24 protein-coding genes and 2 pseudogenes are annotated in these 20,752 nt (G+C 57.5%); 9 read left to right on the top strand and 17 right to left on the bottom strand.

Features of this window, described 5'->3' with window-relative positions:
- Positions 1–21: 21 nt before the first annotated feature.
- The gene (locus NKI05_RS20615) at positions 22–1,161 is read right to left on the bottom strand and encodes a glycoside hydrolase family 25 protein (RefSeq protein WP_023816205.1); all 1,140 of its coding nucleotides are present in this window, start codon (positions 1,159–1,161) and stop codon (positions 22–24) included.
- Between the two features lie 359 nt (positions 1,162–1,520).
- Here NKI05_RS20615 and NKI05_RS20610 point away from each other — a divergent pair, with 359 nt between their 5' ends.
- Together NKI05_RS20610 and NKI05_RS20605 are read left to right on the top strand one after the other, a co-directional pair.
- Positions 1,521–1,907: a hypothetical protein gene (locus tag NKI05_RS20610; RefSeq protein ID WP_023816206.1), complete on the top strand. Its 387-nt coding sequence runs from the start codon at positions 1,521–1,523 to the stop codon at positions 1,905–1,907.
- Positions 1,874–2,605: a DUF3616 domain-containing protein gene (locus NKI05_RS20605; RefSeq protein WP_023816207.1), complete on the top strand. Its 732-nt coding sequence runs from the start codon at positions 1,874–1,876 to the stop codon at positions 2,603–2,605. The genes NKI05_RS20610 and NKI05_RS20605 overlap by 34 nt, the downstream gene beginning before the upstream one ends.
- Positions 2,606–3,144: 539 nt before the next feature.
- On the opposite strand, the gene NKI05_RS20600 is transcribed toward NKI05_RS20605, so the two are convergent.
- A complete protein-coding gene (locus tag NKI05_RS20600; protein ID WP_023687386.1) occupies positions 3,145–3,474 on the bottom strand; it encodes a patatin-like phospholipase domain-containing protein in 330 nt (109 codons plus the stop codon).
- Positions 3,475–3,953: 479 nt separating this feature from the next.
- On the opposite strand from NKI05_RS20600, the gene NKI05_RS20595 reads away from it, so the two are divergent.
- Positions 3,954–4,700 carry a Crp/Fnr family transcriptional regulator gene (locus NKI05_RS20595; RefSeq protein WP_352793094.1) on the top strand — a complete coding sequence of 249 codons (747 nt, stop codon included), beginning with the start codon at positions 3,954–3,956 and terminating at the stop codon, positions 4,698–4,700.
- Between the two features lie 397 nt (positions 4,701–5,097).
- Here NKI05_RS20595 and NKI05_RS20590 read toward each other — a convergent pair whose 3' ends face one another.
- The 4 genes and pseudogenes from NKI05_RS20590 to NKI05_RS20575 form a co-directional block, all read right to left on the bottom strand.
- The gene (locus NKI05_RS20590; protein ID WP_084566741.1) at positions 5,098–5,382 is read right to left on the bottom strand and encodes a PilZ domain-containing protein; all 285 of its coding nucleotides are present in this window, start codon (positions 5,380–5,382) and stop codon (positions 5,098–5,100) included.
- 154 nt (positions 5,383–5,536) lie between these two features.
- Positions 5,537–5,647: a hypothetical protein gene (locus NKI05_RS20585; RefSeq protein ID WP_352793092.1), complete on the bottom strand. Its 111-nt coding sequence runs from the start codon at positions 5,645–5,647 to the stop codon at positions 5,537–5,539.
- Between the two features lie 118 nt (positions 5,648–5,765).
- Positions 5,766–5,996, bottom strand: coding sequence for a hypothetical protein (locus NKI05_RS20580; protein ID WP_352793043.1), 231 nt, complete (start codon positions 5,994–5,996; stop codon positions 5,766–5,768).
- A 207-nt stretch (positions 5,997–6,203) separates the two neighbouring features.
- A pseudogene (locus NKI05_RS20575) lies at positions 6,204–6,913 on the bottom strand (NADP-dependent oxidoreductase); the annotation flags it as partial.
- On the opposite strand from NKI05_RS20575, the gene NKI05_RS20570 reads away from it, so the two are divergent.
- On the top strand, positions 6,836–7,066 hold the full coding sequence (locus tag NKI05_RS20570) for a DUF3072 domain-containing protein (RefSeq protein WP_156935977.1): 231 nt from the start codon (positions 6,836–6,838) through the stop codon (positions 7,064–7,066). The pseudogene NKI05_RS20575 and the gene NKI05_RS20570 overlap by 78 nt on opposite strands.
- 377 nt (positions 7,067–7,443) lie before the next feature.
- Here the strand turns inward: NKI05_RS20570 and NKI05_RS20565 are convergent, their stop codons facing one another.
- Together NKI05_RS20565 and NKI05_RS20560 are read right to left on the bottom strand one after the other, a co-directional pair.
- A complete protein-coding gene (locus NKI05_RS20565) occupies positions 7,444–7,596 on the bottom strand; it encodes a GNAT family N-acetyltransferase (RefSeq protein ID WP_352496840.1) in 153 nt (50 codons plus the stop codon).
- A 529-nt stretch (positions 7,597–8,125) separates the two neighbouring features.
- Entirely contained in the window at positions 8,126–8,311 is a 186-nt protein-coding gene (locus tag NKI05_RS20560) for a Y4oE-related protein (RefSeq protein WP_023687381.1), read from the bottom strand.
- Between the two features lie 58 nt (positions 8,312–8,369).
- Between NKI05_RS20560 and NKI05_RS20555 the strand changes: the two genes are divergently transcribed.
- From NKI05_RS20555 to NKI05_RS20545, 3 genes are all read left to right on the top strand, one after another.
- A complete protein-coding gene (locus NKI05_RS20555) occupies positions 8,370–8,579 on the top strand; it encodes a hypothetical protein (RefSeq protein ID WP_023672260.1) in 210 nt (69 codons plus the stop codon).
- A 135-nt stretch (positions 8,580–8,714) separates the two neighbouring features.
- On the top strand, positions 8,715–8,906 hold the full coding sequence (locus tag NKI05_RS20550; protein WP_031202512.1) for a hypothetical protein: 192 nt from the start codon (positions 8,715–8,717) through the stop codon (positions 8,904–8,906).
- A gap of 1,364 nt (positions 8,907–10,270) precedes the next feature.
- Positions 10,271–10,507 (top strand): hypothetical protein, encoded by a 237-nt coding sequence (locus NKI05_RS20545; RefSeq protein ID WP_352793040.1) that lies wholly within the window; start codon positions 10,271–10,273, stop codon positions 10,505–10,507.
- Positions 10,508–11,168: 661 nt separating this feature from the next.
- On the opposite strand, the gene NKI05_RS20540 is transcribed toward NKI05_RS20545, so the two are convergent.
- The 4 genes from NKI05_RS20540 to hxsD all read right to left on the bottom strand — a co-directional run bounded on the left by NKI05_RS20540 (position 11,169) and on the right by hxsD (position 14,786).
- On the bottom strand, positions 11,169–11,723 hold the full coding sequence (locus tag NKI05_RS20540) for a PH domain-containing protein (RefSeq protein ID WP_023672256.1): 555 nt from the start codon (positions 11,721–11,723) through the stop codon (positions 11,169–11,171).
- Between the two features lie 112 nt (positions 11,724–11,835).
- Complete coding sequence (hxsC, locus tag NKI05_RS20535; RefSeq protein ID WP_352793038.1) at positions 11,836–13,002, bottom strand: His-Xaa-Ser system radical SAM maturase HxsC; 1,167 nt, start codon at positions 13,000–13,002, stop codon at positions 11,836–11,838.
- Between the two features lies 1 nt (position 13,003).
- Entirely contained in the window at positions 13,004–14,461 is a 1,458-nt protein-coding gene (hxsB, locus tag NKI05_RS20530; RefSeq protein ID WP_352793037.1) for a His-Xaa-Ser system radical SAM maturase HxsB, read from the bottom strand.
- Positions 14,454–14,786 carry a His-Xaa-Ser system protein HxsD gene (gene hxsD / locus NKI05_RS20525; RefSeq protein ID WP_023672253.1) on the bottom strand — a complete coding sequence of 111 codons (333 nt, stop codon included), beginning with the start codon at positions 14,784–14,786 and terminating at the stop codon, positions 14,454–14,456. The genes hxsB and hxsD overlap by 8 nt, the downstream gene beginning before the upstream one ends.
- Before the next feature lie 779 nt (positions 14,787–15,565).
- Here hxsD and NKI05_RS20520 point away from each other — a divergent pair.
- Positions 15,566–15,934, top strand: a complete 369-nt coding sequence (locus NKI05_RS20520; RefSeq protein ID WP_084566736.1) for a sunset domain-containing protein — start codon at positions 15,566–15,568, stop codon at positions 15,932–15,934.
- Positions 15,935–15,948: 14 nt separating this feature from the next.
- Here the strand turns inward: NKI05_RS20520 and NKI05_RS20515 are convergent, their stop codons facing one another.
- The 3 genes and pseudogenes from NKI05_RS20515 to NKI05_RS20505 form a co-directional block, all read right to left on the bottom strand.
- Complete coding sequence (locus NKI05_RS20515) at positions 15,949–16,413, bottom strand: PIN-like domain-containing protein (RefSeq protein WP_352793034.1); 465 nt, start codon at positions 16,411–16,413, stop codon at positions 15,949–15,951.
- 23 nt (positions 16,414–16,436) lie between these two features.
- The gene (locus tag NKI05_RS20510) at positions 16,437–16,673 is read right to left on the bottom strand and encodes a hypothetical protein (protein ID WP_023687371.1); all 237 of its coding nucleotides are present in this window, start codon (positions 16,671–16,673) and stop codon (positions 16,437–16,439) included.
- Between the two features lie 75 nt (positions 16,674–16,748).
- A pseudogene (locus tag NKI05_RS20505) lies at positions 16,749–16,976 on the bottom strand (helix-turn-helix domain-containing protein); the annotation flags it as partial.
- 534 nt (positions 16,977–17,510) lie between these two features.
- On the opposite strand from NKI05_RS20505, the gene NKI05_RS20500 reads away from it, so the two are divergent.
- On the top strand, positions 17,511–17,741 hold the full coding sequence (locus NKI05_RS20500; protein WP_031202508.1) for a hypothetical protein: 231 nt from the start codon (positions 17,511–17,513) through the stop codon (positions 17,739–17,741).
- Between the two features lie 277 nt (positions 17,742–18,018).
- Here the strand turns inward: NKI05_RS20500 and NKI05_RS20495 are convergent, their stop codons facing one another.
- Together NKI05_RS20495 and NKI05_RS20490 are read right to left on the bottom strand one after the other, a co-directional pair.
- Positions 18,019–19,332: an HlyD family type I secretion periplasmic adaptor subunit gene (locus tag NKI05_RS20495; RefSeq protein ID WP_352793031.1), complete on the bottom strand. Its 1,314-nt coding sequence runs from the start codon at positions 19,330–19,332 to the stop codon at positions 18,019–18,021.
- A partial coding sequence (locus NKI05_RS20490; protein WP_352793029.1) for a type I secretion system permease/ATPase occupies positions 19,319–20,752 on the bottom strand: 1,434 nt, incomplete at its 5' end. The genes NKI05_RS20495 and NKI05_RS20490, both read right to left, overlap by 14 nt.

Below are 20,752 nucleotides of genomic sequence, written 5' to 3'. Positions count from 1 at the left end.
GGCCGTGGCTTCCCGGCCTACTCAATGATCGAGAGGCCACGCTGCCTGAAGTGCCGCAACGGTCCCCCCGTAGACATTTAGGTCCATGTCAGGGTCGGTCCCCGGTACTCGGTATGGGCAGGAAGCAGCAGAGCAGTTTATCTCGCTGGAGAATTGCCAGAGCGTGTAGCCGTGCCAAGGCCCTTCGGGGAAGTCGGTTACGTGCCGCTTGAAGCGTGCATACCAAAGCGGGACGCCGCCGAACTCGGTCGAGCCGTGCCAGTGGCGGGAGAGCTCTTTGGCGACGGAATGGTTCACATAGAGCAGCGGAAACCGTCCAGTCTCCGACTTCATCCTGCGAAGCGCGCTCTCGATCTGCACGAAAGTGACCTTGAACGTTCCATCCTGGCAGTCTGAGGACGTGGAAAGGCATTCCACATCAACGGCATGGGTCTCTGTCGTATCGTTTCCGACCACCTGGAGGTAGTTGCTGATCTGCCGGTCAACGTCGCTTTTTGTCAGGAGGTGGTATGAGCCCCATTTGAGACCGAGCGCCTTTGCCTCGCCTTTGCGGGTGGCATATGCGGAATCTCTGCCGAGCCCCTGCGTCGCCTTGTGAATAATCGCGGCGACGCGCCGGTCCGTCTTTACTTTGTGCCAGACGATGCCGTTGCCCTTGAACGGATCGAGCACGATTGCGTTCTGCGAATTTTCCCAAGGCGCTGAAAAAGGATCAGAAGTATCGGAAGGCGCCTCTTGCCGTGCAGCCTCCTCGCCATTGCCGGCCACGCAGGTACCCTTGGCGATGGCCCCGTCCGTCACCTCCACGAACTTACCGTCCGCTCCGGCGTAAAAAATTGTGAGGGCCGGCGTCTCGGTGGTGATTTCGCCCGCTTGCATCAAACCTTTCACATGAACGAGAGCGGCGAGGGCGCCGTCCAGTTCAACGAATGTGGCGTCAGAGGAAGTGCTGCCCTCTGCCTCAAGATCTTCGGGGTTTGATGCGACCATCTGGTAAGAATAGTTCGAATGCTCTGTGTTGATTTCGATAAGCCGGCTGCCATCGACGCCAGCCTGCCCCTCATAGGTACATTCGAGCGATTTCGCGGCACTCGGCGAATTCATGGCGATCGGGAAAAGCACCGACATTCCAAAAATCCACACGCGCACAATGCCTGACATGCCAGTGCCTCCATAAATATCAGAATTTGCCCAGCACAGTGCTACTGCGCCGCACGAAAATAGACAACGATCATTCAAAAGTGAGAAGCCGACAGGAGAAGGTTACTTTGATCTATTGTAAAAATCCAGTGGCTATTTCAGCGTCTTCGAAAATACCTGAATGCCATGGAAGGAATTGAGCGTGTATCGAGACAAAGACTTGAAGTGCGTCGCAGGATCCCGTTTAAATACGACGCGCTCGGAAGAAGCTGTTCAAAACGGACAAAGCAAGTCAATCGTCTGCTCCACCCGTTCCCGACGGCTGTGCCGCATCGCGCGTTTGGCATGTTCTTGACGGGCGGGCGGATGGATTGAGCGCCATGACATGGTCGATTGACTCTCGCAAACTAAGCGCCTCGCTTGTGGCTGCGTGCCTGGCGGTTGGCTGGAGCGGAGCGGCGCTTGCGCAGGCTCCGCAACCTTGGACGATCCAGGGCAAGCTGACAGGCAAGCCGAAGAATCTCGAGGGATCGGAGAGCAAGAATTCCAAGGATGTGAGCGGCATTGCCTGCGCGACGGAAAGTGGCTTCCCGCGGCTTTGCCTCATTGCCGATGACGAGACGCAAGGGGCACAGATCATCATCCTGCAGGACGGTAAGCTGATCGCCGGGGATTTCGTGCGGCTGATCGACGAAGTTTCGTCGGCAAGCCTCTCGAACTGGACGCCGAGGGCGTGGCCTTCGCCGGCGGAGCCTTCTATGTCATAGGTTCACATGGCCGGCCGCGCCATGAATCCGGCGTCGACGCCGCCGCCGAGGTCGAGGCGAGGGTCATGGCGAGCAGTGAGATTTTCCGCATTCGCTTTGCGCCCGATTCGATCGATATGACGACCGGCAAGCTCATGGCCGAGCCGGAAAAGAGGCGATCGACGGAACTGCCGGCAATCGTGCGCGCCCAGCCCGAGCTCGCGCCCTTCGCCCAAAGCCCGCTTGAGGAAAACGGCCTCACCATAGAGGGCGTGGCGGTGCGCGACGGCGCCCTTTTGGCGGGGCTGCGCGGGCCGGTTCTGGAGGGCAACCGGGCCGTCATCCTGTCGGTGCCGCTCGGCATGCTGTTCGATCACGGGCCGGGCGGCGCGACCCTGCTGAAGCTGGAACTCGGAGTCGACGGCGAGGGACATGCGCGCGGCGTGCGCGATCTTCTCGCCTATCAGGGAAAGCTGCTCGTGCTCGCCGGTCCCGTCAACGACCCGCCCGAAGGCCAGCCCATCAAGCTCGGCGACTACTCAGTGTTCTCCGATGGCGATCAGGCCGATAAGCTTCTCGATCTCGAAGGCTATGGCGCCGAGATCAAGCCGGAAGCGCTGCTGCCGCTCGGCGAGGCCGATGGCAGGCTGCGCGCGCTTCTGCTGTTCGATGGGCCGGCCGGCGGTCAGCCGACGCCGGTCGAGTTCGGACTGAAATAACCGGCGCTAATCGGCGCGGCGTTTCGGATGGCTGCAGGCGGAGTTCAACTCACTGGCGGCGCTGACACCGCGATGTGCAGCGCGGAGGCATTGCTCAGCTATGTGTCCGGAATGGACCCTAGGGTGATGGTGCCCAGAGGCGGAATTCAAGTGAAGAAAATCCCGTTTTGCTTTCAGATACTTAGGGGAATGTTTCCGCATCTGCTACCAACATAAATACCAACAAAATATTCCTGTGGATTGGTTCGGTTCCTGCTATTTCTCTCAATGCCTTGCACCTGCACCTTGTCTCTTCCGGTTGAGTCTACATCCTTCTTGGTCATACCTCATCATGCGGGGTCGAGTGAAGACCACGGCTGGCCAAGACGACTTAATCAGAACGGATGGCCATTGCGCCCAATATCGGGATCGCTTTAGGCGGTTTCTGAAAGCCGACATCGTGCGAAGAACAGGTGGCTATTTACGGGTCCTGAGACCTTGGCCCATACACCGCTTTGTAGGGTGGACGCGGCGCAGCGAAAAGCGCCGCCAGCCGTTCCTCATGTTGCTTGACCAGTGAGGCAGCAATAAACAGGTAACTCTGCGGCGGACCGGGTGTAGTCGTCGAGGTCGATCGGATTAGACTTCATAGGTGCTCCGTCGACGCGTAGTAGACGGTCTCGTCCTACCAGCAGCCCAGCTTGGCCCAGTGCATTCTGGCTTTGCAGGCGCATGGCGGCAGAAATGATCTCGCGCCAGTGCCTGATACCGCCCTTGGCGATTTGGCCCTTGGTGAAGGCGAACTCCAATTCAACGCAGCCGAGAGACAGGATGTCGATTTGATGTCGGTCAATTGCGTAGCAGGCCATGGCATCGACCAACGCTGTCATATAACTGGCATAGTAGGATCGGCGCCTCGGAGGTGCCGGGCCACATCCCACCCGCTTGGGCCGTCCCCAAGTCTGATATCTGTCAGGAGAGCCACAACTCGCTCCGGCTCACGACCGAAAGTCCCAATCGCTTCAAGGCCCCTTAAGCCGGCGACCACCTCGAACCCGGCCTCCCGGAGAGTTCTCGACGTCTCCACGAACAGCACGGAACCCGATGACATTGAAAGCCTGCTTCGTGCGCCCCATCAGTTGAACGGCTGCGAACTCTTAAGGTTCCTGGCGCGCAATAGCACTCGTTAATCCGGTGGAAAGCAGGTTGTGATCCAGCCGTTTCGAACAGGGTGCGGCAGGCGAAAAGGATTGAGGACAGCTGAACTTTGCCTGCATCATCGACGCACTGACCATTGGCCTTCGTCTCCCTAGGCAGCGGGAACATTAGCGCCAACTAAAAGTTGAGAGCAAACACGAACAGGTTCTTGATGGCACATGATCCTTCTTTCAAAATGTTGATCCGCAAGCTCCAAGCCATCTCGGAACTCGCAGAATCAGACATTGCGACCTTGGGGAACATCTCGATTCAGGAGAAGAGATATCAGGCCAACGAAGACATTCTGCGCGAGGGCGATAAGCCGAGCCTTTCCTTCGTCGTTCTTGACGGCTTGATAGGGTCGACCAAACTAACCGGGGAGGGCAAGCGTCAGATATCCTCCTTTTTTGTTCCGGGCGACATTCCCGACCTGCATGGTTTGCATTTGTCGGTCATGGATTGCACGTTCACCCCTCTGATGCCCTCTCGAGTGGGCTTCATGCGGCACGACGATCTTCGCGCCATTTGCGACCAGCACTCTTCGATAACGAGAGTGTTTTGGCGCTCCACTGTGATCGACGCGGCGATCTATCGAGAGTGGGTCACCAACGTCGGAAGGCGCGACGCCTACTCGCGTATGGCTCACATTCTTTGCGAACTTATTGTCCGCCTTCGCTCGGTCGGTCGCATTGAAGATAATGTGGCCTATCTCCCGATAACGCAGGCTGCACTTGGCGACGCACTAGGCCTCTCCTCCGTGCACGTGAACCGAGTGCTTCAGGACCTTCGACGCGACGGTCTGATATCTACCCTTGGCTCGCGTTTTCATGCGCCCGACTGGGCAGGGCTCGTTCGCGCCGCAGATTTTGACTCTACCTATCTGCACGATAAGGCTGCGCAGACGGGTGCCGGTTTCTGAGAATGCTGGGTCGTTCATGATGCATTGAGCCAACCCCTCGCGATCCTTGAAACCGAATCTGCTGTAGAACCCGCATTCCAACAGGAATGTCGATCACTGCTTGAGAACTGGACCGCAGACTTACCTAGTGACGGCATGGCTTCCCAAAGCTACGACCTGAGGAAGGAACCCGCCGAAAGCGGGACGGTGTTTGATGTCTTCACTGGGTACCCCCGCAGCGCGTGGGCGTCTGGCTAACTATCTGGACGAGGAATATTCCCGTGATCTTCAGCCTTCTGACCATGTCGACCTGAAGCGAAGGTTCGCCGGGGGGTAACCTCTAAAGTATGACTGCCATGGAACACGTGTGGAGCGCCGGAGTCCAAATTCCCGAGTCTGTGCATCCCGGGCATCCGCTTTAGCCATAGTGGAGACGCGGCTTTGGCAACGTTCCTGTAAATTGAACCCCAATTCGGTCGTTCCTGCGCCACCGCAGGACTGCTTGGTAGGCAACGCCGTCGGTCGGCACGTAAAGCACGAACCGCTCAGGGACACGCGATTCCACCGGGACTTTGAGCTCAGCTCCGCCACTGTTTTGGTTCCGAATGGTGCAACTGATCTCGGAGTTTGTAATTCCGCTGATGATTGAGGCGCCTTTAAGCACCCGCTGCCTCCGTTCGCGGCGATGCTCTTCATCAACCATGTGACCTCCATCGGTCACCCCCCGGCCCTATGGTACGCCCACCGGCGAACAACTGTCCATCTGGGGCGTCGCTCGGTAGCCGGACGGCATAGATGCCCGTTGCCGGTGAATTCGCAACGCGAACAGACCCGAATGGTCTCGTCGTATAGCGTTGTTAATCCGGCAGCAGCATCTCCTCTTCATCAGCCGCGGCTTCGAACAGCAGCCGGAAGTCATTACCCGGCATTTTGCCATCCATCGCAGATAGGCAAGCCTCGGCCGCCAGCCGCCACTTGGGGCCACGATTGGACCACTTTAGGAGCTCCTCGGCGGCGGCATCAACCCGGTAAGCCCCGGGCGCTCAGTCTTCACAAAAACTGGAGGGTTGAACCAACGGTGGGGCATCACGCCTCTCGAACGTCAAAGGCGATGAACAGTCCGCAAACGGAGGCTGATTTGACGATCATTTCGACTAACTGGCAGTCAGTTTCGAGAAGATCGCCGCCGCGCTCACGGACCGCTACAATGGTCGCTTTGACGGAAATAATGTCGCCGGGTTGAGAGCCCAACAGGACCTCGCGGACCAGCTCCTTGGCCGTTTGCTGCGCAGGCCGAACAGGTGCTTGAATGTCCATCCCATCCTCCCAGAGAGATAGAACCTCAATCAGCTATTCTGTGGGTCACTTTCCGAAAAAGGCAAGAGTCGGAAACGTACAAAGCAGGTTCCCGCAAACACCGCCCTACGATGGCTAAATCCCGCGACAGGCGCTGATTTGCACCTCACCGTGTCAGCTGCCAGAGGCGGCCATACGGAGAGAGGACCGGCCTCCTCTCCCAAGTTCTCACGGACGAACGCGGACAACCGTCTTTCCTGCGCGTCGGTCCGTTGAGTTGAAGGTGCCGATGGCATCATCCAAGCTCGAAACCTTGCCAATGTTCGTCCGCAGTCGTCCATCGCGGATCCGCTGCACTATCTCAGAGAGCTGAGGGCGATCAGCCTCGACGACGAAGTCAACGGTCAGGCCATCGGCAGCTCGAATGTCCGATGGTCCGACGACTGTGACAAGGATACCTCCGACGCGGACGAGCGTTGCGGATCGCTTCTGGATATCGCCGCCGATGACATCGAACACCAGATCGACGCTGCCTACATCTTCAAGCGTGTCTTTTGCGAGGTCGAGGAATTCATTTGCACCGAAGTCGAGCGCTTTCTGGCGGTCGGCAGCACGCCCGGTGCCGATCACATAGGCTCCAGCCTCCCTGCCAAGCTGCGCCACCATCAAACCGACGGCACCGGCAGCGCCATGCGCGAGAACGCTCTGCCCGGCCTTGATGCGGCCATGCTGGAACAGCCCCTGCCATGCAGTTAGGCCGGAGATCGGCAGGCTAGCGCCCACCGTAAGTCGACATCGCCGGGCAGCGGCGCGAGGTTACGGGCCTCCATGGCAACATACTCGGCGAGGGTGCCGTCGCGATGCCAGTCCGCGAGGCCGAACACCCGCTGACCTATAGAAAGCCCCGTGGTGCCGTAGCCGAGCGCAGTGACCACACCAGATGTGAGCAGGCGGGCGACGACAGAAGCTACGCCGAAGATCTAAGCAAAGCCGAGGCCTCGAAGCGAATCGACGCGCTAAGAAGCCCGCCCAGACTCTCTCTGCAATCAAAAAAAGAGTTGTCCTCGCTCCCTGTTCTGTCATCGCAATGAAGGACGACATCTTCGAGCACCCGCAGCACACCTGTCGCATGGAAAAAGCTGTAGGCGTTTATAGGTGCTTGGGGAATCCGCCGTTTGTTTGCGTTGTGGAGCGGGACAAAGCAAGTTACTCACTCAGGCTGGCTACCGTGAAGCGGGGCACCAGCCCGACTTCCACGCGTTGCCGTGGGAAGCTGAACACAGGGCCGTCAAAGAAAGGCAAGGTGGACGCGACGGCGCTCGCTGAACGCATTCGGGCGCCGGCTGCGTTCGCGTTCACACCCGGCGCTATGTCGCTTCTAGGCCCGCTCTGTCGCTACTTTGTGCGCAGCATATTGTGGGAACTCTGCCTCGGCCCACGCACTCAGTGGCTGACCAGAACGAGCGCATCATCGGCCTAACCGTTTAGGCTGTAGAATTTGTGTGTGCGCTCGTATCGAGATGCGGGTGATGTCGCAGCCGAAACGCGCTGCTTCCTTCTCGATCCGCCCCATCAGTTTGGCGCCGATACCAGCACTGCGCATCTCGGCGTCGACAACCACATGGTCGGCCTACGCCCACTTTCCGCCCATACCCGGTTTGCTGATAGAACGGGTAGATAGCCGCGATCTCTTCGAGCTCCATGGCTGAGTGTCGATGCCTATGTCGGCGAGGTGATGAGTGCGGCCTTGCCGCCGAACACCAGCCCCAACTGGGCAGTCGCATCGCTCGACATTACGGGCGATGCAGCCACTGCGAAGGTCGAGGACGAATTTGGAACCACAAGGTTCACCGGCCGGCGGCAAAGGGTCCGGCCTTTCCTTCCTAGTGTGACGTGGCCCTGAAGGCTGCCAAGTTGTTCCTGCCTCACTGATCCAGTTCAAGCGGATCGTGATCTGGTCGCTCGTGCCACATCACCTGGCGGAAATCGCGTTTGTCGACCTGCTGACCGCAGATCGGGCATGCGTGAAATCGATAGTCACCGTCCTGCGGTTGGTGTGGCTTGCCGGGGATAGGCGGTCCAAGGTCGGCTATTCTAGCCATGCGCGACCGAACAAGATGCTGCGGCAAAGTTCCGTCAGTTTGGTTTTCTCAGTTGGGAAAGACATCGCACCAAAAGCGGTAGTCATCTGGTCGACCGTCGAAATGCGCCTCCAAAGCGCAGTGCGCCACGGCGGTCGGTGCTTCCATCCCATAAAGTTCGATCGCAGATTGAGCGGCCTGATCTCTGTCGACGAGATTGGCAATCTTCAAAGCGGCGAACTCAGCGCTCCGCATCGCGAGCCTCCGTGGACCAAATATTCCCAACACCTAAGGGTGACTATATGATCCCCTCATGGCAACTCTGCGGTACGACGAAAGGCAGGAACCGGATGGGACGTGGACGGTATTCGACGTGTTCACCGGGCTGCCGGCTATTGTAGCGGGCCACCCATCTGTCGACCTTCCCGACATGGAGTATGCCGAAGAGCTGGCCGCCATCCTGAATGCCAACGACCTGAAGCAGAGGCTATCTCACGGGAGGTTCCCCGGAGGGTTCGCCTGACCGAAGTGGCATTAGCCCCCGGTCGTATTGCCCATCCAGGTTGGTTCTTCCGATCCGAACATGCAATTTGTTATAGATCTACCGGCTACGACGGTTTTAAGTCGACTCGCCATTGCTTTTCGTAGGGAGGACGTGATGGGCAACGTGGTGCCAATCTGCAAGGCCGCGCCTTGCGTGGAAGTGGTCGGAGCCAGTGGCGAATGGGTCGTCCGCGTCATTGAAACTGACCAGGAAATTTCACGCTCATTTGCCCTGGAATCGTTCGCACTGGCCTTCGCGGAAGGCCAGCGGATACGCCTGCATCTCGACAAGGTTGTGCGGCTTTAGGACCCTCCTGCGGCTGGGTACCCTCAGGGCCGCGACGGTGATGGCCGATTGTTCCATTGCTGGTGAGGCTTGCGGTGTGACGTCTCTGTCGTCCGCCCGCGCGGCCGGAAGGGCGGCAGGCTTTTTATTGGTTGAGATCGAGCGGCTCGTGATCGGGCTGCTCGTGTCACATCACCTGCCGGAAGTCGTGTCGGTCGACCTGCTGGCCGCAGATGGGGCACGCATGGAAATGCTCCGGCCAGTCAGCGTCATGTGGCTTGCCGGGCTTAGGCGGTCCAAGGTCAACAATTTTCGTCATCACCAACGAACACGGCGACCCGGCAAAAGTTCCGGGGGGGTGTGTGCATAGGGCTGACAACAAGACCCCCACGTCGGAAGGTGAATGATGATCGCGACGCTAGCCTAGCCATTCCCCAACGGCTCGGACAAATCCGGTTCCCGGCGGCGTTCCCGTCGTTCTTCAAGGAACAGCTTGGTGTGCTCGTCCCACTCAAGGGGCGTTGTCCCGCGCTCTTGACGAAACTTTCCAAACTCCTTGCGCAGGTCGGCAAGGTCCGAAGCCCAAAGATGCTCACTGCTTCCGGGGTTCGACAAAGCGCTCACCAGTTCCGTCCGCTCTCTCGGAATTAAGTTGGCTTCGCGGTTGAGCCTTCAAGGTGGCATTGCGAGATAATTTGCTCGTTTGCTAATATGCCTATATCTTAGGCAGAGTGGGGCCTCACAAGCACCCCCCAACTGCACGGCCATGTCCCACGGCGGGGTATGGTCTTTGCGCCCGGCAATCTTTTCAAGAGCTTCCGTGAAGCCTGATGCAAATTTGTTGCTGCTGCGAGCCGCACCCCCCGTTTGGCGGAGCTTCGTATATCTCTCGCTTTACGACGATCTTATCCGAAGTGATTAGGCGAGCTAGGCGCTTCAGCGAGCTGCCACTACCTCGTAGGCGTCCAAAGCTTCTTGGTGTGCCGATGCCGAAAAGCAACCCAGCGGCCGGTCCATAAACGGCCAGCAAGTCGAAGTCCTGGCCTCCATCCGTAGGATGGGTCGACGAGCGGGTCGAACAGTGGCGCGCGCGCCCCCGAGAGGAAGAGGGAATGTCTTATAACGGAGCGTCCGCAAGTGTCGGACGCTGACCGGGCTGCCCAGCGCAACCCTGCTGAACCCGACGCTTTGGTGTCACTTCCAGGTATACCCTGATGTGCAACAACAACATATGCGCAAATCGAAAGCCGTCCGGCTTACCGGTCAAGAACGGGAGCGCCGCTAAGACGAAAAAGCATCTCGCTGTAGGGTAGCCGAGCAAGGATCTTGCCGTGGTTGGCAATTGCCGCAGCTGTCATTCCTCTACATAGGAGACTGACGCCCCCTTGGGTTCGTTGGCAGATGGCATCCGGACTGTCAACGAGATGCAGATCCGGAACCCCATATACTATGGCAGTTACACCCTCAGGAATGGCTCCGATCGGTTGAACTACCAATATGCGCACACCGAGCAGCCACGCTATGACAATGGCGGCTACGCAACCAGTGCAGCCAAAGACGCCGAACTTCTTCATCGCATCGCACCTATTCCCCGCATCCAATCATCGTACCTGATGGCGTGATGGTGCATTCGTTGCCTTCAGTGTCCACGGAATGAGTTCCGGTTCTGTCTGTCCAGGAGCGAATGGAGTAGGAGTTTCCTTCGCTATCGCTACTGGTGACCTCTTGGCCTCCGTTCGGTAAGCGAAGAGTTTCGGTGTCAATCGAATAGTTATTCCCTTCGGTATCGTACGATCTCACATGTTGATCCCCATTCGTACCGGAATAGGAATCTGTGCAGACCCTGTAGTCGCTTTCACCCAAGCAATCAGCGTATGCGGAAGCGGTGCAGCCGAGTAGAAATGCTGCCGTCAATCCGATGACGTTTACTTTCATTGAATTTCCTCGACAAAAAAACTAAAGCCCCGCCAACAGTCATAACGGCTCTGGGCGCAAGGAACCGCAGCGGCTAGGTATCCTTGAAATTAAACCGCCTATCAAGCCAATCTGCGCCTCTGAAATATACCGCACTCGAGTGCCACGAGTTATTCAAGGTAAGCGTCCAGGCCCAAAGGCTTATGGATACAAGTGCACCAATCCACCCGTACAGCAGAGCTGCCGCAAAAAGCGATGGGGTCGACATAACGAGTATCCACCACTCCCAAATGACGCGCAGGGTGATGCCGACGCAAAAATAAATAGAGACGAAGAGTATAATCCCGACAACGACCCATATAAATTCCATTATCCCGCCAGTATTTTTCTTTTTTGCTGTTCGAATTCTTGATCTGTGATGATTCCGTTCGCCTTCAAAGCGCCGAGACGCTCAAGCATTGACACCACGTCGGTACCCTGCGGTTGATTGTAGACTGGAGCTGGCTGCCTTCTCTGCTCCAGTGCATCCCTAACCTTATTGACGAATTTGACAACAGTCTTCTTCCAAACGTTGCTGATGTGCCGCTGCGAAGCTCCGTCTTCGATGGTGATCGAACCAAAGATGAGCCCCGTTTTGCCGCTAACAGCATTTACCTTGTCAAGGCCTATGCTGGCCTGCTTCAGGCCGTAGATCATTCCTTTGTCGAGAAAGATGATACGTCGGTCTGTCAGGGTGATGAGCCACGTGTCGCCGTCCATGAGCCCAGAAGTGAATGCCAATACCTGCTCACCGTCTGAAAGAATCTCCGGAAGGTGATTTAGCTCTTTCTTTGTAAAAAATTGATCGTCGCCGATTTCATCGGCGATACGTTTATACTCAATTCGAAGCTCCGCCTTGGACGCATTTTTAAAATCGAAGGTCATATTCTCTCCAATCGCTATCCGAGTCAGCAGCGCACAGATTGTATTTCTAAGATTTAGGCTAGGTTATCCCACCGGGCGAACGGCTTTGGTAATTTTCAACCAATCTGATGTTCTATTTTGTTTGAAACGCCGAGATATGGGAGCTTCGTGCAAGGTGGCTAGATGAAAAGAAGCCACCACATTCGGCGCGCTTGGAGCAGCTTGTGCACTCGTTCATGTACGCATTTTTCAAGTCACTAATCGATCGCTTTGCATACTTGTGGATAGAGCCATCAAGAAGACAGAGCTGGTGATTGTAGACTGAAACATTGATCCTAGCCGCAGCCAGATATTGCACAGCCGCCCGCAACTCACTTCGATAGTCGTACGGGTCCATCCAGAGCTTATCCATATTTGCCCTTGTGAAGCCAGTGATCTCCAGTCCCATAAACGTCACGTGGTCTACGAAGGTGAGGTTTCTAAAAATGAAATCTGACAGGTCGACGAGACCTTCATAGGTCTGCTTGTGAACGACAACTCGTATCTCAACCTCAGCCCCGACGGCCTTCAGGTTCATGATCCCGCGGACGGTCTCATCGAAGGCGCCTTTGGACTGAACCACGTAGTCGTGAACTTCCGGGTCGGCGGAATAGATCGGTATGCCGACCGAAAGACTAGGATGTCCAATCCCTTGATAGCGCTCTGCGAATTGCCGATCCTTGAATGTCCGGCCATTGGAAAGAATATGAACCGGCGTAGACGGAAGGTGGTCACGAGCTGATGACAAAATGTCAAAAAAGTCCTCACCCACCAGCGTTGGCTCACCGCCAGTGATCCCGAGAAACGGGGTCGTTACGGGCAGCAGGGGCAGCACATCCAAAATCTCCCTCGCCAACCAGCGATCATCAACGTCTTTGGGTGGCTGGGAGCACATCAAACACAGGTGGTTGCACCGCTCCGTTACGAGGAAATAGTTCGCGTTGGCATCCTTTCTGAACAGGACACGCACTGCCTTCCGATCCGGCACAAAGCGGATGACGTCTCCTTCGCTAAGGTAGTCGAACTCGTGGGGCAGAACGACTAGTCGTCGGTCTGAAAACAGTCGCTCAGCTTCCGGCCGATGCTCCTCAAAGGTGACAACCCACTGGCATTCAGGATGAAACGTCTGCCCCTTGAAAAGATACGCATCATGTTCTCGGTTAGGCGCTTGGTCAGCTTGGCCCGTCACGAGCCTAAGTGCCACTCGCTGTGAGAAATCACCGACGCTTGCTGACGCAGCGAAGCCACTCAGTCGCAACATCCTAATTCGCCCAACTTAGAAAGAGTTCTCGGGCGGTAACGTCCCTCTCCATAAGGTCGATCAGCCTCTTGAAGATCGACATATTGCGATTGCAGAATCCCGACCGCGTTTTGAGGCCAACAAAGTCGCCCTGCGTTGCGGTATGGAATACTGGATCGGAGCCACAGAACGGCTCGTAAGCGCAGTCGGCGCACATCGGTACGGAGCCTGCAAAAGATTGCTCGATAGGATCGAGGAGAGCGTCGGACCCGAAAATCTCCGCGTACGTGTTTTCGTGGACATTCCCGAGCAGAAATGTCTTGTCGCCCATTTCGGCCAACATTCGTGCTTCGTCGGACGCGTAGACGCTGGCGTCATAGTTATAGACAACGGCGGAGATACCGATGCCTGCCGGGCTCATAAGATCCACATATCCTGGCTCGAAAGGCGTGAGCATCTTTGTAAGGATGGTGGCCGCGTAAAACTCCTTGAAAGGAATGCCGTTACGGTTCAGTTCCAGGATGTAATTCAGCCCGTCGAAGTAGAAATCGAGCCAGCGGTCCACGTCATAGGCTGCGTAGGATTTCGTCTTGACCGCGAAGCCGTAAGGGGAAAGCGGCCGAAGGAATATTCCGGGGAAATCTAGCCGCACGTATTCGTCAATGATCTCGCGCGCCAGTGGAAGACTGGCTTTGGTCGTTGTCATAAGTGCGCTGACGCGTTCATGGCCGAGAGCCAGTCTGGCCTTGTGGATACCTGCCACAGCCAATTCGTAGCTGTTCTTTCCCGGGCGCGGTCGATTCGCATTGTGAAGAGTGGCCGGTCCGTCGAGCGACGTTGAAATTAGAATCCTGTGCTCGCGACAGAATTCCAAGATTTCGTCGGTGATGACGGCGAGATTCGTCGTGATGACGAATTGCAGCGACCGCCCGGCGACCTTGTTGATCGCTTCAGCCCGATGCACGACGTGTTGGATCAACGGGAAATTCAGAAGCGGCTCGCCGCCTTGGAACTCGATCTTGATAGCCGGACTTGGAGACTGGAAAATGAGCGCCAACGCCTTCTCGGCAGTCTCCTCTGACATATCGAAGGCTGAACGATCTTCGCTTTGGCGAGATACCTGACAGTAGGGGCAGGAGTGCTCGCACCGCAAAGACACGACCATGATGTGAAGGGAGGTGAAGTTCTCAAGCCTTCTTGCCTTGGTCCGAACCTTCAGCGCCAGCAGCTCCTTGCCGATATTGGAGGATGCATCAAAGAGGAACTGCCTGCTGCGCAGGCGGGAGTAGGCGGGGTGTGTGCTGGGAAGCTCGTGCCTGATAAACGAAGCCAGCACGGCGCGCGGCAATACCAGATATTCGCCCGCTTGGTTGGTCAGCACATACCGCTCGTCGTCCAACTGGGAAAAACGGAAGTACGCGAGCTGATAAGTGTCGTCCAACGGTCGTTGGAACTCAGTTGCCGGAGCAAACTTAGTCATCGGACTGCAGGCCCGATCTGGAAAACGCAAGCGCCAGTATCGCGTTTCTAACAGTGGCGGTTTCGGCGGCGATGCTGCTACGCAGGTCCTGATCCAAGACCTCTAGCCGCAGTCTTTCTACCGCTGCGTCGGCCGAAGTTCGCGCGGCCGCCTTGCTGAAGTTGATCGTGCATACTGCGAAGCCGCCCTCGATCGTGATCTCAACCGCAGCGTTGCCGGTTACCCGATACGCTGCGCGCTTTACACAGTCGAGGCTGAAGACTGACAGATCAAACTTGACTTGGGCAGTCTGGACGAGCTCGCTCTCGCGAGGGGTGTCCGCCATCAACAATAGCTGTAGCCAGAGCAGTGAGACCCGTGACTAGCATGGCTCGAATGGCTGGTGTGGTACGCCATGATAACGTCCGTACCATTTGAGCGGTCTAGCACCTCACCGTAGCCGAGGTCCGCCGGGACAGTGCCAGCTTCAGCGAGCTTGGTCGAAGGCTGATTTGCCGATTCGACAAGGACTGCAGCCTGAACTTGGCCGCCGAGAATCATCGTGGCCGACAAGGCCATTGGTGACAGGAAATTGCGTTTCGACATTATCCAAACCCCCGTTTGTACGGACTCATTAGCAAAACGCGCCAAGCCGGACAAGTACCGATTGTGGAGAAGTGCTTAAGGGACCACTAATGTTCCGGGCCAAATACTTGTATTGTGGAGTTGACGGGTTTCCGTCTTCTGAGCGCAATCGATCGCAGAAGCGGCCCGACGATGCTCTTTTGCAGCCGCTTCGGCTGCCGCCAGAAAGCGCTCGGATTTCAGCCCGAGAAAGCTGTTCGGAAGGTTTGGTTCTGGGCCATTGGCGATCTCCGCTTGGTGGGGTTCGCCGCAACGCGGACCATAGTCCTACATGCCACGCTTCCTGACCTCCTGGCCTACTCTCACGGGAGCGATAGGGCCAGGCGCCAAGCGCCACCATCAGGAGGGAAGCGGTCATGCCGACCATGTCTCGCGCCTGTAGCGTCTCGGGCGCCGCATCAAGGAAGCGGGCTACAGCGCTGCGGCCTGATACTGGACTCCGGGCTTCAGACGATGCATTCTCGCCTCGGGGAAGGGATCATGGGCAATTCTGTTCACGCCAGGAGGTTGGAGAGGCGACGGCCTTGGTGGCGCTCGCTTTTCCGCTATCGTCTCGCCGCCGTTCTGGTGATGCTCGGGGCGACTTCCGCGGGCTATCTTGCAGTCGGCGACGATCGGCACGAGCTGCCGCGCGTTCACCATGGCGGCGATTCGTCGGCCAGCAACGCGGCTGTCCGCGAGGCGGGCTGCGATATCAAGGGCAACATTAACGAGCGCGGCGAGCATATCTACCATATGCCGGGGCAGGAATATTACTCTGCTACGCGCGTCAACCCAGCTCGAGGAGAGCGCTGGTTCTGCTCACAATGGGAAGCGTGGTGGGCGGGCTGGCGGAAAGCGAAAGTGTAGCGATTGCCTTTAGACTACACCTTCAGTTGCTCGATGCGCGTGCTCTTTATTGGAAGTTCGAACATCGCGCCGCCCGCGACAATTTCCGATTGCTTTTCGATCGTGCACCAAAGGGCGAGTAGCCGCTCCATTTGCTTGACGACCGGAGCCTTGTAGAGGCCCTTCGAAAGAAAAAACCCGACGAGCCGAGAGCTTCGAAATGCAGCATATTCGACCTTGTTCCGGGTAATGCGTCGATCACCAGAGATGACGATCCAACGCCCCTCCGTGCTCAGCTGGCCGATCCAGGCCACATCCGCGCCGATCCCATTCTCCGGCGCAAATGGCGCCGCCTTGGCCATCTCGGCAGATCGTCGAGTAGTCGGGCCAATGCCTTCCAAGCAGGAATGCAGCCAGAGCGACGCGGCAAAGCCCATCGGGACGCGCCAGCCTAGGTCTTCCTCCCCCCGCTGCATGCCAGACGTATTGTCCTTGGGCATCGCGCCGATCCATCGGCGAGGCGTCAGTTCGTCTCGCCGACGATACTGTCATAGTCGCGGCCGATCAGTAGCAGCACGAAGCCGCAGGGCACTGTCACGCTGGTGAGGGCAATAAGGCCGAGCCATCCATAGTCCGGCTTCGCAAAATAGTAGTACCAGCTAATCGCCTGCACCAGCGGAGACACGATCAACATCCAAGCACCCCATATGCCATCCGTGTTGAGCCGGATCGTTGTCGTCGCCCGATAGCTGATTGCCATACGTATGCCCTCCCGTTCCTCAAAAGGCAGCTTCGCGCCGGTTGAGCGCGAACGCAAGCGCCGGCCCGGCTACGGCTTTGCGAGCCTCACGCCGGCGCCTCCTCCATTCTGCGGAATGAGCTCAACCCCGGCAGCCTCCAGAGCGGCCTGCAGGTCGACCAACGTGCGGTCGTATGGCGTCCGCTTGCCAGCTTCGAAATTGGCAATGGTCGTCTTGGCCACCTGGGAGGCCGCTGCCAGCTGATCCTGCGACCATCCAACAAGCGCCCGGGCTGCCCGGCATTGAGATGGCGAAATTTTCATTTTAGTTAAACCTTACATTAAAGTGCGACTGTACGATACGTGCAGCCTTATACCATTAGTGCAACGTTATCGCAAATGCAGACCCAAATGCCTAACACCCCTCTTCTGGAGGCCGGCGAAGCTATGGCCGCTGCCTTCCCTTAGAAGATTTTCCCGCGCCCTGCTCGGTGCCATCGCCTCTATTCCGGGCATAAGAGGCGCGGCCGCGGCGCATGTCTCGCCGCAACCGGCGCCTCTGCCCTCCCAGGAGGAACTGCTGCAAGCCTACAGTGAGTGGCTGTTCTTCGAACGTCTGCTGCTTATGCGCGACATCTACCCTGGCGAGCGCAACCCCTACCGCCAAACAGCCCTCGTGCCCTGCAACACTCTTGCGGCGCATTACCATTTCCCGCTACGATGACCGAGAGTTATAGCCCGACATGGGAAACGGTGCCCTCGCCAGCCACGCGTGCGCTGCTCGTCTTGCAGACTGTCGGCGTTGACTTCAGGCCGCTGAGTGAACGGCAATGATCTTTCGTTCAGAAGGAAACTGCCATGCGAACGACCGAACGTGATCGACCGCCTTCCGGCTGGTTTGTGGTCGACGTGATGCGCCGCGAAGCCCGGAAGTGGGACTGGGCGGCGCTTGTCACCGATACGCATCCTGACGACGATCTAGAAGCTCGGATCTTTGCGAAGCAGTGCTGGGTCCCCATTCCCGGCAAGCACCGAAACCGAGATGCGGCTTGGGATATGTTCGAGGCGATGTCAGCCACGCGGCACTGACTGACTTTCATTCCGCAGAAGAGAAACGAACAGCCCGCTGCTGCTGGTGGCGGGTTTTTCATGTCGCGTTTCATGTCGCGTCCATCAGCCGCGCATCAGTAAAAACCGTCGGAAACCAAGGATACTCAGTTGCTACATGGTGTAACATGAGCTGAATATTACAGAAACAAGTGGTGCCCAGGGGCAAGTAGGAAATGTCTGTGCTTTCAGATCTTACCACGCACATGGCCTGCGGACAACCAACAGAAATACCAACAATATATTCTGGTGGGTTATTTCATTCCTCCCGGAATGTCCGACTGATTTGGTCCGACAGCGGCTTCACGAAATAGGAAAGCGCCGTACGCTCGCCCGTCTGGACCATTGCTTCGGCCGGCATACCGGGCACGAGCGTCAGGCCCTTGAGCTTCGTCAGTTCCGCCTGCGGAACCGACAGGCGCACCAGGTAGTACGAAATGCCGTTTTTTTCATCCGTCGCCAGATCCGCTGCGATCCGGCTGACATATCCGTTCAATATCGGCGTGGTTCTCAGATTGAAGGCTGACATCCGCAGCACGGCCTTGTGACCAAGCTGGATTTGGTCGATGTCCTTCGGGGTGATTCGTACTTCAAGCGCAAGATCGTCGCCTTCCGGCACGATTAGCATGATCGGATCGGCGGGCGTAATCACTCCGCCGACCGTATGAACTGCGAGTTGTTGAATGGTGCCTGACTGCGGCGCGACGATATCGATCCGCCGCAGTTCCTGTTCAACCGCCACCTTGCGCTCAACATACTCCCCGACCTGCGCCTGAACCTCTCTGAGCTCCTGGCCCACTTCCGACTTGAAATCCTGATCGATCTGCGGGATCTGGAGGCGCGTTTCGGCTATGCGGGCTGCCGTCTGTGCCTGATCTGCGATCTTCTCACCGCGTTCGCCACCGAAAGTGGCAACCTGGATCTTCAGGCTGTTCAACCGTTGGTCCGAGACAATGCCTTGGTTGCGCAGCCCACTTAGAACAGCAATTTCCTTTTGGAGAACCTGGATCATTTTTTCACAAGCAATTTCCTGCGCCTTGAGTCCTTCGATCTCGTGGTGATATTGAGTAATGCGTTCCGCCAATTGCGCCTGCTTCCCGTCGCGGGATTGCCTGCGGAATTCGAACAGCAACGTCTCGCTATCTATTGCCGAAGCTACGTCCGGAACATCTCTTCGGGCGAGTAGCCAGTCCGGGAAGGGGATTTCCGCGAGATCGTCACGCTCAGCATCGAGTCTTGCCAGGTAGGCGGCCAGCTCATCGAGCCGCTTGGTGACTATGGCGAGATTAGCGCGCGCCTGGGTGGCATCGAGCCGCATGAGGATGTCGCCGGCTTTTACTTTATCGCCTTCGCGCACAAGGATTTCTCCCACCACCCCGCCAGTCGGGTGCTGCACCTTCTTGACATAGGAAACGACGACAAAGTGTCCGGACGCTACAACCGCACCGGAGAGATTCGTGAAGGTCGCCCAGGCTCCGGCTCCTCCCACAAAGATCACGCTCGCCAGAAGGCCCGCCACCAGGTGGCGGCGAATGGAGCTTGAAACGTCATTGTTCTGATCAATGCCGGACACCGGTATCCTCCATGTCAGCGCGCTCTGCCACGTTATCCTGCGTAGACTCGATGGCCTTCAGGACTTTGGAAGGCGCACCGAATGATCGCTGCCGTCCACCTTCCATCACCAACACCAAATCCACGGCGCGGATGACGCTCGGCTGATGGCAGACAACAACCGCAATGCCCTTGCGCTCGCGCACGGAGGCGATCGCCTTAGCGACTGCAGCTTCGCCTTCCGCGTCGAGATGGATATTGGGTTCATCCAGCACAACAAGGAAAGGGTCTCGATAAAGGGCACGGGCAAGACCGATAAGCTGGCGCTGCCCGGCGGAAAGTGCCGATCCGACCTCACCAATCGGAGTTTCGTATCCGTGCTCAAATCGGAGGATCAGTTCGTGCGTGCCCGCTGCTTTTGCCGCGGCGACAATAGCCTCAGGGTCAGGATCATGTTCAAAACGAGCAATGTTTTCGGCAATGGTGCCGTCGAACAGTTCAACACCTTGTGGTAGATAGCCGATATGACGGCCTAGTGCTTCCCGGTCCCATTGATCGAGGCTTGCGCTGTCAATGCGAACCTTCCCGGCGACCGGCGTCCATGCGCCGACGATGGCGCGCGAGAGTGTCGACTTGCCCGAACCCGATGGACCGATGACCCCGAGTGCGCTTCCCGCCTGAATGGCAAACGCAATGCCGGTCACGGTCGGCTTGCTTTCGCCGGGCGGAACGATTGTCACGCCTTCCAAGCGCAGTTCGCGTTCAGGTGCAGGCATAGGCACAACAGGAGCGGTTTCAGGAACCCTTTCCAAGAGGTCCTCCAGCCGCGCCCAACTCTGGCGCGCAATGAGGAAGGGTTTCCAGCTTGAAATGGCCAGATCGACCGGAGCCAGCGCACGCCCCATCATTATCGAACTGACAATCATGACCCCGGCCGTAGCCTCCTGCCTGACGACAAGGTACGCACCGACGGTAAGAATGGCCGATTGCACCTGCAGGCGCAAGTCGGCATTACATCGCGCTGCTTGCAGCAGGCCATTGCGTGCCATGTTGTGGGCAACGGTATCGCTTATCGGCCCTTGCGAGAGAGTGTTGGCAAGGAGTGTCAGAGATGTGAGACCGACCGCCCCGATAAGTGCCGTCATGCCGATCCAGAAATGAAGGAGGAAGCAAATGCCAAGATAAAACAGCATCCATGGCAGATCGAAGAACGCTGTCGGACCGTTTCCACCTAAGAAGCCGCGAACATTGTCGAGATCGCGAAGCGGCTGCAAGCCGTCGCCCGGCATGCGCGTTGAAAGCGGAAGGCGAACGATCGCATCGTGAACGCGTCCGGAAAACTGTCCGTCGAAACGCTCGCCAATCCGCAGCAGCACGCGGGCGCGCAAAATGTCGAGCAGGCATTGGAACGCATAAAGCCCCGCAGCAAGCACGACGAGCCC

The organism is Mesorhizobium sp. M0771, assembly GCF_040320155.1.
Lineage (GTDB): Bacteria > Pseudomonadota > Alphaproteobacteria > Rhizobiales > Rhizobiaceae > Mesorhizobium.
Note: the sequence above shows the minus strand (reverse complement) of the source record. Positions and strands in the feature narration are given on the sequence as shown.